The sequence below is a fragment of the Paenarthrobacter sp. 4246 genome, from assembly GCF_040546855.1.
GTDB lineage: Bacteria > Actinomycetota > Actinomycetes > Actinomycetales > Micrococcaceae > Arthrobacter.
On the sequence record NZ_JBEPOP010000001.1, the window covers coordinates 124,648 to 138,464 of the forward strand.

The window sequence follows — 13,817 nt, forward strand, 5'->3', positions numbered from 1 at the left end:
CGTCACGGGATCGGTACAGGCACGACGCCGAGCGGCGCCAACTGCTCGGCGCCTCCATCCGGGGCGGACAGGACCCAGATGCCCTTTTCGTGGACGGCGACAGAATGCTCCCACTGGCAGGAACGCTTACCGTCGGTGGTGACAACGGTCCAGTCGTCGTCGAGGGTGGCGGTTTCTATGCCACCACGCACCAGCATGGGTTCGATGGCCAGGCACAGGCCGGGCCGGATCTTTGGTCCGCGATGCCCGGTCCGGTAGTTCAGCACATCCGGGGCCATGTGCATCTCGGAACCAATGCCGTGCCCCACATAGTCTTCCAGGATGCCCAAGGGCTTGCCATGGACGGAGGACACGTAGTCATCGATCGCGTTGCCGATGTCACCGACGAACTTTCCGTTGGCAAGGGCGGCGATGCCACGCCACATGGCAGCCTCAGTGACGTCGGAGAGCCGCTGGTCCTCGGGATCGGCGGTACCCACGATGACCGTCCGCGCAGAGTCTGAATGCCAGCCGTCCACGATGCAGCCGCCGTCAATGGAAATGATGTCACCATCGTTGAGGACCTTCGTCCCGGGGATGCCGTGGACCACTTCCTCGTTGACGGAGGTGCAAATCGTGGCCGGGAAGCCGTGATAGCCGAGGAAGTTGGACTTGGCTCCTGCATCGTTGAGGACTGCGGCAAAAACATCGTCCAGGTCTTTGGTGGTGACGCCCGGCTTGGCCGCCGCAACTGCAGCGTCAAGTGCACGGCTCAGGACAAGCCCGGCCTCCTGCATCTTGCGCATCTGCTCGTTGGTCTTGTATTCAATGCGGGGCTGACCGAACGCCATGTTCTCCTCTGGAAAGTTTGCTCACGGAGCCGATCAGGCTCCGTGCTTGAACCATTTTCCCGCATCCGAGACTGTGGTCGAAATTGGCTCGATTCCCAGCTCGCGTCGGAGGCGTTCCAAGCGGTAGGTCCGCTCCCGCCCGAGTTGGCTGACCGCGTAGCGTGTGAGCCGTGGATTCCGGCCGCTCGCACGGGAAACCGCCTCCGAAATGCCCGCCAAAGCCATGGCCGCGGGCTCGGGAAGGTACCTGATGTCCACGCCGTGGAGTCCAGAAGCATCAAGAACCTGGCGCAGCACTCCACCCAATTCAACAGGCTCCGCGTCCCCCACGTTGACGGCGCCCCGGACTTCCGAGCGGCAGGAGGCAAGGACGGCTTGCACCAGATTGTCCACGTGCGTCAATTGATGTTTCACCTGGGCATGTCCAACACTCAGCAAATGGCCTCCCCTGATGTTGCTGATCAGACGTGGCAGCAGCGTCCGGTCCCCCGGCCCGTAGACACCGTGCGGGCGCAGTGCCACGGCATTGCCATGGCGACGGGCTTCGATGTCGGCGAGCGCCTTGCTGCGTCCGTAGGCACTCAGGTGGCGCGTGGCTACCTCGTCCTCAGCCCGGTTGATGCATGATTCCCACCACGGGTAGACGCTGGAACTGGAGATGTGGACCAGACGGGTTCCGGCGAAGGCCTCGGCTACGGCCCGGGTGCCCAGGACGTTGGCCCGGTGGAAGAGGGAAGAGGCACCCCAATCGGCAACATGTGCTGCCGCGTGCACCACCGCGTCAACGCCGGGAAGCCGCGCTGGGGGCAACCCGGTCAGATCCCAGTAATGCAGGCCAGGCCCGTGCTGCCTCGCGAAACGGACCACTTCCCATCCCTGGGCCTCCGCAGCTCTGGCAACGGCTCCCCCGATGAATCCCGTGGCGCCGGTGACTGCGATCCTCACTGTGCTCCAGCTGCTTCTGCGTCTGCCTCTGGTTGGGCACGTGCCGCGAACTCCTGCCGCAGTGCTGCACGGTCAGGTTTCCGGTGCCGGCCACTGGACGGGATGGACTCCAGGACTTCAATGTGATCCGGGAGCGCGGATTCATCGATGAGCCTGGGGAGCTTACGTAAAAGCCGGGACTTCATCAGCGCTGCACTTTCGCCAGCCGCTGCGACGACGGCCAGCCACACTGCCTCGTCTCCGAGCTCATCCGGAACGCCTACCATCACTGCCTGCCGGACCCCGGGGATCCCGGCAATGACGGGCTCGTAGAGTGCCGGGTAGATGTTGGTCTTGCCGCGGATGATCATGTCCTTCTTACGCCCGATCATCACCAGCCTGGGCGCCCCGCCGGTGCCGTGGTCCAGCCGCACCAGGTCCCCCGTCGCGTGCTCCACCATCGGGTCTTCGCCCAGGTAGCCGTGGCAGACGTTGGGACCCCGGACCAACAGTTCGTGGTCTTCAGCCACCCGGATTCCGACGGCGGGCAGCGGCTCCCCCAGGAAGTCACCTTCGCCTGTTCCGTCGGGTGCCGTTACTTCAGCCTCTGCACCTGACGCGAAGGCCAATTTCTCGTGTCCGTCAGCAACGGCGATTGGAAGCGCTTCCGTCATGCCGTAGATCAGTTTGAACTCTATGCCCGGGAGGAGTTGCGTGGCCCGTTTCAGAAATGGAGCCAGGATCGGCGCCGCCCCAAGCATGACTGTCCTCAGCGAAGGTGGCAGCCTGACCGTTCCTTCTTCGATCGAGTCCAGGATGGGCGCCAACTGTGAGGGCACCAGGAAAAGGTGAGTGGCGCCGTCGTACGCTGTCTTTTTGCCGGCCACAGGCCCAAGCTCGCCCGCAAGCCGGAGAGGATCGATGTGGGCGGAGAATCCGTACGCCGGCATGGTCCAGTGCGCCCCGGCAATGAGCGCGGGCAGGCCCATCATGAGTTGCTCCGAGTGGACCCTGTCGCCCTCCCTGAAGGTGCAGCGCGTGGTGAGTTGTTCAAAGCCCGCGGCAAGCGATCCCCGGGTGTGGATCACGCCTTTGGGAGCCCCTGTAGTCCCCGAAGTGAAGATGATGACGGCTTCCTGCGTTGAAGCGTTCATCGCATCGCCGGCATTTTTGCCATCCCGCGTTGCCATCCGCGTCGTCGCCAAGGCTTTCACCGGCGACGCTCCCCGTGGCACACCAGGCATCCACGGTCCTGCGTAGTAGTGGCGGACCTCCATGGCGCCATAGTCGGGGAGAAGCAGCCCCCGCCGCCGTGCAAGGGGACGGAAAGGGCTCTTGGCGCTCAACGCATACAGGAGCGACTCCGAGGCTGCCCACCGCGGCGACGCGAGCCCCGCACGATCCCGAAAGAGGGAAGGACCGATCCCCGGGTCAATAAACACCACCGAGCCACCCGCCCGCACAGCGCCCAGGGCCAGGACAAACGCCGCTGGGCTGGGACGTACGGAGAACAACATGCGCTCCCCGAGGCCGAAACCATCCTTCTGGAGGTTCAGCGCCGTCGCCTCAATCCCGTCCACAAGCTCACGGTAGGTGATGGTCTGTCCGGGTTTCACTGCTTCCGTGCCACGCCCGCCCCTGATGCGGCGTGCTTTTCCTGGGGCTGTGATGGCGGGGTGTTCCGGGAACCGTTCCGCTGCTGCATATACGGCGGCGATCAGGTCGGCAGTGCCCACTGACTGCCCAACTGCCTCCTCAGACATTCGCCACCTCCAAACTCTTGTATCCCGGAATGAGAACACCTCTGCTGACACGGCGGCTCCTGATGGTCCAGGGTTGCTGAAGATACCGGTCCAGCAGTACGTCCAAGGCTGCGTTGATCTCGGCCATGGCCAACGGCATGCCGATACAGAAGTGTGCTCCCGCACCGAACCAGAGCTGGCGTGCTTGCGGGGGCATGGCCTCTGCCGGATCAAAGCCGCGGAGGCTCTTCGCAGCATGGACGGTGGATAGCAGTATCCTGTCGCCGGCCCGGACTTCCGTGTCCCCAATGACCCCGGGTGCCACTGCATCCCGGATCATCATGGGCGATGGCACCGTGAAGCGAAGGGCCTCGTTGATCACGGCAGGAACGGTTGAGCGCTGGTTGGCCAGTTCCTCAACCCGTCCGCTGTCCGTCAGGAGCGCCACCAACCGCGGAAGGAAAGAGACCAAGGTTTCGGTGCCCACCATGACGAAAGCACTGATGATGCCCATCGCTTCTTCTTCGCTCATCCCGAGTTCCCGGAGCCTCCCGGGAAATGTCCCTGGGTCACTCTCCCGGTAGGCCACCCTGGCCGGTCCTGCCAGGATTCCGACGGCGGAACGTCCCTTCGCGATTTGGCGCGCCGTCAAGGAGGGACGCCCCAAGCGCACAAGCGAGGAAATGGAGGAGCCCAGGTTGAAGAGTTCCTTGTTGGGAAGTCTGCCCGGCGCATCGTCGGGCACTCCCAGCAGCCGGGAGATCACTCCCCCGGCCAGGTCCTTGACGCATTCCACCACGTCCACCGAACGCCCCTCGTCCAGTTCCCTGGTGATTCGCGACTCGAAGGCCGATGCCGCTGGCTCCACTATCCCGGCTACCGATCGCGGCGTGAACAGATCACCCAGGCGTTGCCGCAATTCCTTGTGGTCTTGGCCATCCATGTTCACCAAGGCTTTGGGACCCACCACGGGAGTCCAGAGCGCGCCCGATCCAGAGGGGCCATTCTTGACAAACTTCTGCTGGTCCATCAGCACCTCGCGAACCAGTCCGGCTTCGCTGACCAATACCCCCAGTCCCGGCAACTTGACCACCGGACGGAGGCTCCCCAGGCCTCGAATAATGGGATAGAGCAGCGGGTGGGCGCCCAAGTGGATGCGTCGCTCCCATCGCTCAGCAGTGGCTCCGTCCACCGTCACCGGATATCCACATGTTCGGGACGGTACCGGTGGTCTGCGTACCACGCCAAAGTGTTCTTCAAGCCCCAGGCCTTGACGCGGCGTGAGGAACCGAACACCACAACATCGCGCCGAAGGGCGTAGTTCCTTGTCAGCTTTCTGACCTGGTTGGACAGTGCCCTGTCCTCATGGAGGTCTTCGATCCTGGAACGGGGGAATCCGCCGGAACGGTGATACATATCTGCGGTGATGGCCATGTTGCAGCCCGGGAGCATTTGGTACGGACCCAGATATCCCTCGCCCTTGTTGCCGGGACGAATACGGCCAAAGAATGAGGCCACCTCCACCGCGAGCAACATCATCCGCCGTTCACCGGCGCTGATCCCCTCATCAAGCCTCGGATTAAGCTGACCAGCGATCAGTTCCAGCCCGTCATCGAATGCAGCCATGATCCTGGCAGTCCAATCCGGAGCTGCGAGGCAATCGGAATCAGTGCGGGCCAACCATACTGAGCCGTGCTCCACGCCGAAGCGCATGCCCGTATCCGCCGCCGCCCCCGTACCCTTCTGCCCTTCGATCAGCAGCCGGATGTCCATTCCGGGATGTTCCGCGGCGAACTCAGTCACGATGCTGCAGCTGTCATCTGTGGAACCGTTGTCCACCACCACCACCGTGAAGTCTTTGTGCTCTTGGGCCGCGAGGGACACCAGCGTCTGACGTACCAGTTTCTCCTCGTTCAGCATCGGAACGGCGATACACAGCGGCCTGGTGGGAGCGCTGCTCGCCAGCCTGGCGCTTGCGGGTTCCGGCCGTGAGTTCATGGCCGTCACAGCCGCACCACAGCCATGCCCAGGCTGACGCCGCCGGCCAATCCCACCAACGCGACGAGGTCACCTGGTCCACACCGTCCGCTGTCCATGGCAAGTTTCAGTTGCAGCGGCAGGCTGACCGACGCCAGGTTACCGAAATCCTCCACGGAAGGGACAAGCAAATCAGTAGGAACGCCCGCACGCTCAGCAAAGATCGCCCGGTACGGAGCACTGACTTGATGAACACACACCACTGCGAAGTCCGTCCATGCCAGGTCAAGCCGCTCCAGCGTCTGGTCAAGCACCTCACACCCAAGATCCAGGAACGCGTCCTTCAGCTTTTCACCATCCATGCTGAAATAGCTGGCCTCCGGATCGCGGGGAAACGCGGAACCTCCCGCTGAGAGCGTACCCACAGACCAGTGGCAGCTCCGCGCGGTGAAAGCCATGGACAGGATTCCGGCCGCCCCATCGGGATTTGGCCGCTCCCGGTCTGCTGCCTCAAGCAAAACTGCGGCACCGCCGTCGCTCATGGTGTATCCGGGAAAACTGGACGCAAAAGTCTCAAAATCCGGAACCTTCCACCGAACGGCCCTCGATGGCGATTCACCGGTGGCCACCAGCACGCGGGCATAGCGTCCCGTAGCGATCAGGGAGTCCGCCACTTCGACGCCGTTGAGGAAACTGTTGCAGGCGTTCTTGACGTCCATGACCGGACATGCGAGCCCCAACTTTGCCGCAACCATATGTCCGGTGGCCGGCTCCACCATGTCCTGGCTGGCCGAAGCGAAGATCAAGAGGTCTACTTCCGGAGCCTGCAGTCCACACTCAGCCATAACCTTGGCCGCAGCGTTGGCCGCCAGGTCCGACGCTTGTTCGGTTTCAGCCATGACACTGCGGGAACGGATTCCCGTGACGCGACCGATCAGGCCCTTCGGGACCCGGAACCCCGGACTGCTCTCAGCAATACGCTGCTCGACGGCAGGCGTGTCCAGCCGGGCGGGCGGAAGGTAGACCTCGAGCCCCGAAATCCGGCTGTGCCCAGATAAAGCAGTGTGCATGCGGTTCCCCCAACAGTCAGCCGCTAAACGAAAAAATGGGTGTGTCCCGCACCAATGGTACGGGACACACCCTTGCCTCCAGAGCCGCGCGAAACGGCTATGTGGAAAACAAGCTAGACGGCCTTGGCCGACTCAATCGCGGTCAGGACACGATCGGTAACTTCATCGATACCGCCAATGCCATCAACCTGCGTGAGGATTCCACGCTCGGCATACTTGGCCACAACGGCTTCGGTTTGCTCGTGGTACAGATCAAGACGGTGACGGATCACGGTCTCGTTGTCATCGGAACGTCCGGTTTCCTTGGCACGGCCAAGGAGACGGGTCACCAGTTCTTCGTCGTCGGCAGTCAGCTGGAGCACGACGTCGAGCTCCTGCTGGCCTTCGGCGAGGATCTGGTCCAGGTAATCAACCTGGGCCGTGGTACGCGGGTAGCCGTCCAGGAGGAAGCCGTTCTCCACGTCGCTCTGGCTCAAGCGGTCCCGAACCATGTCGTTCGTGACGCTGTCCGGAACGAAGTCGCCTGCGTCCATGTACTTCTTGGCTTCAATGCCCAAGGGCGTTTCACCCTTGACGTTGGCACGGAAGATATCGCCGGTGGAAATGGCGACTACGCCGAGGCGCTCGGAAATCCGCTCAGCCTGCGTACCCTTGCCCGAACCGGGAGGTCCAATGATCAGCATTCTCGTCATCGCAAAAGCCCTTCGTAGTGACGTTGTTGTAGCTGCGCATCAATCTGCTTGACGGTTTCCAGGCCGACACCCACCATGATCAGGATTGAGGTGCCACCGAACGGGAAGTTCTGGTTGGCATTGATCAGGACGAGTGCAACCAGCGGAATCAACGCTACGAAGCCCAGGTAGAGGGCTCCAGGCAGGGTGATCCTGGAAAGCACGTACTGCAGGTAGTCCGCGGTCGGTTTACCCGCCCGGATGCCCGGAATGAACCCGCCGTACTTCTTCATGTTGTCCGACACTTCTTCAGGGTTGAAGGTGATGGCTACGTAGAAGTACGTAAAGAACACGATCATGGCGAAATAGAGCGCCATGTAGATGGGGTGGTCGCCACGGGTGAGGTTGTTGTTGATCCACTCAACCCACGGGGCCATCTGCTCGCCTGGCGCTGGCTGGTTGAACTGTGAAATCAGCCCGGGCAGGTAGAGCATGGAGGACGCGAAGATGACAGGCACGACGCCGGCCATGTTCACCTTGATGGGAATGTAGGTGCTGGTACCGCCTACTGTGCGGCGGCCAATCATACGCTTCGCGTACTGGACCGGAACACGGCGCTGGGACTGCTCAACGAAAACAACCAACGCCACAGTCAGCAGGCCAACAGCCAGCACGGTGAAGAAGGTGCCGGGACCCTTGCTCTCCCAGATGGAACCCAGTGAACCCGGGAAGCTTGCAGCGATGGAGGTAAAGATGAGCAGCGACATACCGTTGCCCACACCCTTCTCCGTCACCAGCTCGCCCATCCACATGATGAGGCCGGTACCGGCCGTCAACGTGATGATGATGAGGATGGTGGTCATGATGCTCTCATCAGGGATGATGGGCAGGTTGCAGCCCGGAAGCAGTTGACCGGACCGGGCCAGGGACACCAAGGTGGTGGCGTTCAGCAGGCCGAGGGCGATAGTGAGGTACCGGGTGTACTGGGTCAACTTTGACTGTCCCGAGGAACCCTCTTCGTAGAGCTGCTGGAACCGGGGAATGACCACCCGGAGCAGCTGCACGATGATGCTCGCCGTGATGTAGGGCATGATGCCCAAGGCAAAGACTGAGACCTGCAGCAACGCGCCGCCGCTGAACAAGTTAACCAGCTGGTAGATGCCCTGCGAGGTGTCACCGGTGTTCAAGCATTGCTGGACATTCTGGTAGTTCACACCAGGCGAGGGGATAAAAGCTCCCAAGCGGAAGATTGTGATGATTCCCAGCGTGAACAACAACTTGCGTCGCAAATCAGGCGTCCGAAACGCCCGGCCGAATGCGCTTAGCAAGCGTCCTCCTGAGTAGAAAGTACAAGGATGTGATCGGGCTCAATGAAACCCAACAACCGAGTCTAACTGCTTGTGACGCCGTCGTAATAATCGAGAGTCCACAACCACGAAAAAAATCCCGGTACACAGGGCCGAAGCCCCGCGTACCGGGATCCTTTTTACAACGGGCATCTGCCCCACTGGCTCTTAGAGAGCGGTGGTGCTTCCGCCTGCTGCAGCAATCTTTTCCGTAGCACTGGCGGAGAATGCGTGGGCCGTAACATCAACCTTGACGGTGATGTCGCCGGTGCCAAGCACCTTCACGGGCTGGTTCTTGCGAACGGCACCCTTCTCAACCAGGGACTCAACGGTGACAGCGCCACCTTCCGGGAACAGCTCGTTGAGCTTCTCCAGGTTGACAACCTGGAACTCAACCCGGAACGGGTTCTTGAAGCCGCGCAGCTTCGGCAGGCGCATGTGCAGCGGCAGCTGGCCGCCGGCAAAGCCAGCCTTTACCTGGTAGCGGGCCTTCGTACCCTTGGTACCGCGACCAGCGGTCTTACCCTTGGAGCCTTCACCACGACCAACACGGGTCTTGGCGGTCTTGGCACCCGGGGCGGGACGCAGGTGGTGGACCTTCAGAGCGTTCTGCTTCTCAGCAGTCTCTGCGGCGGTCTTGTTCTCTGCCATTACTTCGCCTCCTCTACATTCACGAGGTGCGGAACCGTGTTCAGCATTCCAACGGTCACGGCATCAGCGGAGCGGACAACAGTGTGTCCGATGCGCTTGAGTCCGAGGGACCGAAGGGTGGCGATCTGGTTCTGCTTGGCGCCAATGACGCCCTTGATCTGGGTGATTTCCAACTTGGCGTCGGAGGGAGTCAGGTTCTTAGCCATGACTAAACACCTGCCTTCTGGTTCTGGAGCGCGCGCACCAGAGCAGCAGGAGCAACCTCGTCCAGCGGCAGGCCACGGCGGGCAGCCACGGAAGCGGGCTCTTCGAGCTGCTTCAGAGCGGCAACGGTCGCGTGAACGATGTTGATCGCGTTGGAAGAACCGAGCGACTTGGAGAGGATGTCGTGGATGCCCACGCACTCCAATACCGCACGGACCGGGCCACCGGCGATAACACCGGTACCGGCGGAAGCCGGACGCAGCAGGACTACGCCTGCAGCAGCCTCACCCTGCACACGGTGCGGGATGGTGCTGCCAACGCGGGGTACGCGGAAGAAGGACTTCTTGGCTTCTTCAACGCCCTTGGCGATAGCAGCGGGAACTTCCTTGGCCTTGCCGTAGCCTACGCCGACCATACCGTTGCCGTCACCGACGACGACGAGAGCGGTGAAGCTGAAGCGACGACCACCCTTGACGACCTTGGCAACGCGGTTGATGGTGACAACGCGCTCTACGAACTGGCTCTTCTCAGCCTCACGACCGCCGTCGCGGCCACCACGGCCACCACGGTCGCCGCGGCCCTGGCCACGGTCGCCGCGCTCGCCACGACGTCCGCCGCGGCGGTCATCGGCAGCGGGTGCGGTCTCAGTTGCTTCAGCAGCTACAGCTTCAGTCACCTGAATGTCCTTTTCGTTATTTTCAACGGTCACAGTGCCAGCCCACCTTCGCGAGCACCGTCAGCGACGGCGGCGATGCGGCCGTGGTACTTGTTACCGCCACGGTCGAAGACAACAGCCTCGACGCCTGCAGCCTTGGCACGCTCTGCAACGAGCTCGCCGACGCGCTTGGCCTTGGCAGTCTTGTCTCCGTCGAATGCGCGAAGGTCAGCTTCCAGGGTGGAAGCGTAAGCCACGGTTACACCCTTGCTGTCATCGACAACCTGGACGAATACGTGACGTGCCGAACGGTTGACGACCAGACGAGGACGTACAGCCGTACCGGTGATGCGCTTGCGGATACGAAGCTGGCGACGGCTGCGTGCAGCAGACTTGCTCTTGTTCGTACGCTTCTTGTTAATTGCGATGGCCATGGTTTACTTACCAGCCTTTCCGACCTTGCGGCGGATGACTTCGCCGGCGTAACGGACACCCTTGCCCTTGTAGGGGTCAGGCTTGCGCAGCTTGCGAATGTTGGCAGCAACCTCGCCGACCTGCTGCTTGTTGATACCCGAAACAGAGAGCTTGGTCGGACCCTCTACTACGAAGGTGATGCCTTCGGGTGCAGAGACGTTAACCGGGTGGCTGTAGCCCAGAGCGAACTCCAGGTCAGAACCCTTGGCCTGAACGCGGTAACCAGTACCAACGATTTCAAGCTTCTTCTCGTAGCCCTCGGTAACGCCCTGAATCATGTTGGCGATCAGGGTGCGGGTCAGGCCGTGCAGCGAACGCGAGTTGCGCTCGTCGTTCGGGCGGGTGACCGTCAGGGTGTTCTCTTCCTGGGTAACCTCGATCGGGCTGGCCACAGTGTGGCTCAGCTCGCCTTTGGCACCTTTGACGTTGATGACGGAGCCATCAAGCTTGACCTCAACTCCGGCAGGAACGGTGATGGGGAGACGTCCAATACGTGACATTATTCTCTTCCTTTCCCGTTACCAGACGTACGCGAGGACTTCGCCGCCCACGCCCTTCTTGCCGGCCTGCTTGTCAGTCAGGAGGCCGGAAGAGGTGGACAGGATTGCGACACCCAGGCCACCCAGCACGTGCGGCAGGTTGGTGGACTTCGCGTAAACGCGGAGACCCGGCTTGGAGATGCGGCGGACGCCAGCGATGGAACGCTCGCGGTTCGGACCGAACTTCAGGTCGATGGTCAGCTTCTTGCCAACCTCGGCGTCTTCTTCCTTCCAGCCGGCAATGTAGCCTTCTGCCTTCAGGATGTCAGCAACGCGTGCCTTCAGTTTGCTGTACGGCATGGACACGGAGTCGTGGTATGCCGAGTTTGCATTGCGCAGACGCGTGAGCATGTCTGCGACAGGATCTGTCATAGTCATTTGGGCTATAGCCCTTCCTCGTACCGGTTTCCGCTGCGCCGGCTCTCAAGAGCCTGCGAAGACGGACCTGTCACGTAGTTAGTTTTCGGTCTTGAACGGGAAACCAAGCGCCTTGAGCAGCGCGCGGCCTTCGTCATCGGTCTTGGCGGTGGTGACGACCGTGATGTCCATACCGCGAACGCGGTCGATGGAGTCCTGGTCGATCTCGTGGAACATAACCTGCTCGGTCAGACCGAAGGTGTAGTTGCCGTTGCCATCGAACTGCTTGCCGTTGAGGCCGCGGAAGTCACGGATACGCGGCAGAGCCAGCGAAACCAGACGATCCACGAATTCCCACATGCGGTCCCCACGCAGAGTTGCGTGTGCACCGATCGGCATGCCTTCGCGCAGCTTGAACTGTGCGATTGACTTGCGGGCCTTGGTTACCTGCGGCTTCTGGCCGGTGATCAGGGTGAGGTCGCGGACAGCGCCGTCGATCAGCTTGGAGTCCTTGGCGGCATCTCCAACACCCATGTTCACTACAACCTTGACCAGGCGGGGAACCTGGTTGACGTTCGCGTAGCTGAATTCCTCCTGCAGGGACTTCTTGATGGTCTCTGCATACTTGGTCTTCAGACGCGGAACGATCTTCACTGGAGTCTCGAGAGTCTCAGTCATTAGATGTCCTTCCCGGTGGCCTTGGACACGCGGATACGGACGGTCTTGGTAGCGCCATCCTTCTCAACGGTGTCGAGACGGAAACCAACACGGGTCGGCTTCTTGGTCGACGGGTCAACCAGAGCAACGTTGGAAACGTGGATCGGGGCCTCAACGACCTCAATGCCACCGGTCTTGGTGCCGCGCTGCGACTGACCGACCTTGGTGTGCTTGGTGACGCGGTTGATTCCCTCTACCAGCACGCGGTTGGTGTCCGGGAATACGCGCAGAACCTTGCCCTGCTTGCCGCGGTCTCCGCCGCGTTCCTGCTTGGCGCCGGTGATGACCTGAACGAGGTCACCCTTCTTGATCTTAGCCATGGACTAAAGCACCTCCGGGGCCAGCGAAACGATCTTCATGAACTTCTTGTCGCGAAGTTCACGACCAACCGGGCCGAAGATACGGGTACCGCGGGGGTCACCGTCGTTCTTCAGGATCACAGCTGCGTTTTCGTCAAACTTAATGTAGGAACCATCCGCACGGCGGCGTTCCTTCTTGGTACGAACGATGACAGCCTTGACGACGTCACCCTTCTTTACGTTGCCGCCAGGGATAGCGTCCTTGACGGTAGCGACGATCACGTCGCCAATGCCTGCGTAGCGACGACCAGATCCACCGAGAACGCGAATGGTAAGGATTTCCTTAGCACCCGTGTTGTCGGCGACCTTGAGTCGCGACTCCTGCTGAATCAATTTCTACTCCTTGCGTCGCGCCGGTTCTCAGACCGAAATCATGCATACGGAATGAGCCTTGCGGAACGGTTGATCGGGGTGTCTCTTGACCTGCCTGGATTTTGCCAGTACAGGCCTAAACGCCCGTGCCACAAGCATCAGCTTCCCTTGCAGAAAACTCTGCGCGGGGCAGTATGCAGCGGCACGATTGTTTACGAGGTAGTTGACGGCGCACAAGTGGCGCCATACAAACTCAATATCCTAGCACGTTTACGGCCTGAAGCCGAAACGGCCGGAGATGCGGAAAGGTCCGCATTCCCTAGGGAACACGGACCTTTCCAGTGAATCACTGCCAGGCATGCCTGGCGTTGGATTTACTTGGCCTTCTCGAGGACCTCCACCAGACGCCACCGCTTGGTAGCGGACAGCGGGCGGGTCTCAGAGATGAGAACGAGGTCGCCGATGCCGGCGGTGTTCTCTTCGTCGTGAGCCTTGATCTTCGAGGTGCGGCGAATAACCTTGCCGTACAGAGCGTGCTTCACGCGGTCTTCAACCTGAACAACGATGGTCTTTTCCATCTTGTCAGAGACAACGTAGCCGCGACGCGTCTTACGGTAACCGCGCTGTTCAGCGCTGGCTGCTGTTTCCGTCACAGTTTCCTTCTCGCTCACTTGGCGTCCTCTCCAGCTTCAACCTCGGCCTTTTCAGCCTTGGCAGCCTTTTTGGACTTCTTTTCTTCCTTGGCTTCCACAACCGGTGCGGCAACCTCGGCACGAATGCCCAGCTCGCGCTCACGGAGAACGGTGTAGATGCGTGCGATGTCCTTCTTTACCGCACGCAGGCGACCGTGGTTCTCCAGCTGTCCGGTGGCGGACTGGAAACGCAGGTTGAACAGCTCTTCCTTGGACTTGCGGAGTTCTTCAACGAGACGCTCGTTGTCGAAACCGTCCAGCTGTGCGGGTGCGAGATCCTTCGACCCTACTGCCATT

19 protein-coding genes are annotated in these 13,817 nt (G+C 61.2%); all 19 read right to left on the minus strand.

Translation table 11 applies throughout. The annotated features are described in order from the left end of the window. Nucleotides 1-2: 2 nt before the first annotated feature. Nucleotides 3-830, minus strand: coding sequence for a type I methionyl aminopeptidase (gene map, locus ABIE35_RS00595; RefSeq protein ID WP_354511957.1), 828 nt, complete (start codon nt 828-830; stop codon nt 3-5). Between the two features lie 33 nt (nt 831-863). Beyond that, the gene (locus ABIE35_RS00600; RefSeq protein ID WP_354511959.1) at nt 864-1,775 is read right to left on the minus strand and encodes an NAD-dependent epimerase/dehydratase family protein; all 912 of its coding nucleotides are present in this window, start codon (nt 1,773-1,775) and stop codon (nt 864-866) included. Continuing rightward, nucleotides 1,772-3,517: a class I adenylate-forming enzyme family protein gene (locus ABIE35_RS00605; RefSeq protein ID WP_354511961.1), complete on the minus strand. Its 1,746-nt coding sequence runs from the start codon at nt 3,515-3,517 to the stop codon at nt 1,772-1,774. The genes ABIE35_RS00600 and ABIE35_RS00605 overlap by 4 nt, the downstream gene beginning before the upstream one ends. After that, nucleotides 3,510-4,694 (minus strand): cytochrome P450, encoded by a 1,185-nt coding sequence (locus ABIE35_RS00610; protein ID WP_354511963.1) that lies wholly within the window; start codon nt 4,692-4,694, stop codon nt 3,510-3,512. Before ABIE35_RS00610 ends, ABIE35_RS00605 begins: the two co-directional genes overlap by 8 nt. Further along, nucleotides 4,691-5,494 carry a glycosyltransferase family 2 protein gene (locus ABIE35_RS00615; RefSeq protein WP_354512342.1) on the minus strand — a complete coding sequence of 268 codons (804 nt, stop codon included), beginning with the start codon at nt 5,492-5,494 and terminating at the stop codon, nt 4,691-4,693. The genes ABIE35_RS00610 and ABIE35_RS00615 overlap by 4 nt, the downstream gene beginning before the upstream one ends. A 5-nt stretch (nt 5,495-5,499) precedes the next feature. Continuing rightward, the gene (locus tag ABIE35_RS00620) at nt 5,500-6,543 is read right to left on the minus strand and encodes a 3-oxoacyl-ACP synthase III family protein (RefSeq protein WP_354511965.1); all 1,044 of its coding nucleotides are present in this window, start codon (nt 6,541-6,543) and stop codon (nt 5,500-5,502) included. Between the two features lie 113 nt (nt 6,544-6,656). After that, nucleotides 6,657-7,226 (minus strand): adenylate kinase, encoded by a 570-nt coding sequence (locus ABIE35_RS00625; protein ID WP_172324492.1) that lies wholly within the window; start codon nt 7,224-7,226, stop codon nt 6,657-6,659. 5 nt (nt 7,227-7,231) lie between these two features. After that, nucleotides 7,232-8,542, minus strand: a complete 1,311-nt coding sequence (secY, locus tag ABIE35_RS00630) for a preprotein translocase subunit SecY (RefSeq protein ID WP_024817581.1) — start codon at nt 8,540-8,542, stop codon at nt 7,232-7,234. Between the two features lie 186 nt (nt 8,543-8,728). Further along, nucleotides 8,729-9,211 carry a 50S ribosomal protein L15 gene (gene rplO, locus ABIE35_RS00635; RefSeq protein WP_207594235.1) on the minus strand — a complete coding sequence of 161 codons (483 nt, stop codon included), beginning with the start codon at nt 9,209-9,211 and terminating at the stop codon, nt 8,729-8,731. Next, a complete protein-coding gene (gene rpmD, locus ABIE35_RS00640) occupies nt 9,211-9,417 on the minus strand; it encodes a 50S ribosomal protein L30 (protein ID WP_089595794.1) in 207 nt (68 codons plus the stop codon). The genes rplO and rpmD overlap by 1 nt, the downstream gene beginning before the upstream one ends. Before the next feature lie 2 nt (nt 9,418-9,419). Then, nucleotides 9,420-10,091, minus strand: a complete 672-nt coding sequence (gene rpsE / locus ABIE35_RS00645) for a 30S ribosomal protein S5 (protein ID WP_198318248.1) — start codon at nt 10,089-10,091, stop codon at nt 9,420-9,422. 29 nt (nt 10,092-10,120) lie between these two features. Beyond that, the gene (gene rplR, locus ABIE35_RS00650) at nt 10,121-10,504 is read right to left on the minus strand and encodes a 50S ribosomal protein L18 (protein WP_089595796.1); all 384 of its coding nucleotides are present in this window, start codon (nt 10,502-10,504) and stop codon (nt 10,121-10,123) included. A 3-nt stretch (nt 10,505-10,507) separates the two neighbouring features. Next, complete coding sequence (rplF, locus tag ABIE35_RS00655) at nt 10,508-11,044, minus strand: 50S ribosomal protein L6 (RefSeq protein WP_089595797.1); 537 nt, start codon at nt 11,042-11,044, stop codon at nt 10,508-10,510. A gap of 18 nt (nt 11,045-11,062) precedes the next feature. Further along, entirely contained in the window at nt 11,063-11,461 is a 399-nt protein-coding gene (gene rpsH, locus ABIE35_RS00660) for a 30S ribosomal protein S8 (protein ID WP_354511966.1), read from the minus strand. Between the two features lie 78 nt (nt 11,462-11,539). Further along, the gene (rplE, locus tag ABIE35_RS00665) at nt 11,540-12,118 is read right to left on the minus strand and encodes a 50S ribosomal protein L5 (RefSeq protein WP_026546299.1); all 579 of its coding nucleotides are present in this window, start codon (nt 12,116-12,118) and stop codon (nt 11,540-11,542) included. Next, nucleotides 12,118-12,477, minus strand: a complete 360-nt coding sequence (gene rplX / locus ABIE35_RS00670) for a 50S ribosomal protein L24 (protein ID WP_062073171.1) — start codon at nt 12,475-12,477, stop codon at nt 12,118-12,120. The genes rplE and rplX overlap by 1 nt, the downstream gene beginning before the upstream one ends. 3 nt (nt 12,478-12,480) lie before the next feature. Then, nucleotides 12,481-12,849: a 50S ribosomal protein L14 gene (rplN, locus tag ABIE35_RS00675; protein ID WP_003803789.1), complete on the minus strand. Its 369-nt coding sequence runs from the start codon at nt 12,847-12,849 to the stop codon at nt 12,481-12,483. Between the two features lie 353 nt (nt 12,850-13,202). Continuing rightward, nucleotides 13,203-13,499, minus strand: coding sequence for a 30S ribosomal protein S17 (gene rpsQ / locus ABIE35_RS00680; RefSeq protein WP_354511968.1), 297 nt, complete (start codon nt 13,497-13,499; stop codon nt 13,203-13,205). Beyond that, entirely contained in the window at nt 13,496-13,816 is a 321-nt protein-coding gene (gene rpmC / locus ABIE35_RS00685) for a 50S ribosomal protein L29 (protein ID WP_014922387.1), read from the minus strand. Before rpmC ends, rpsQ begins: the two co-directional genes overlap by 4 nt. Nucleotide 13,817 lies beyond the last annotated feature (1 nt).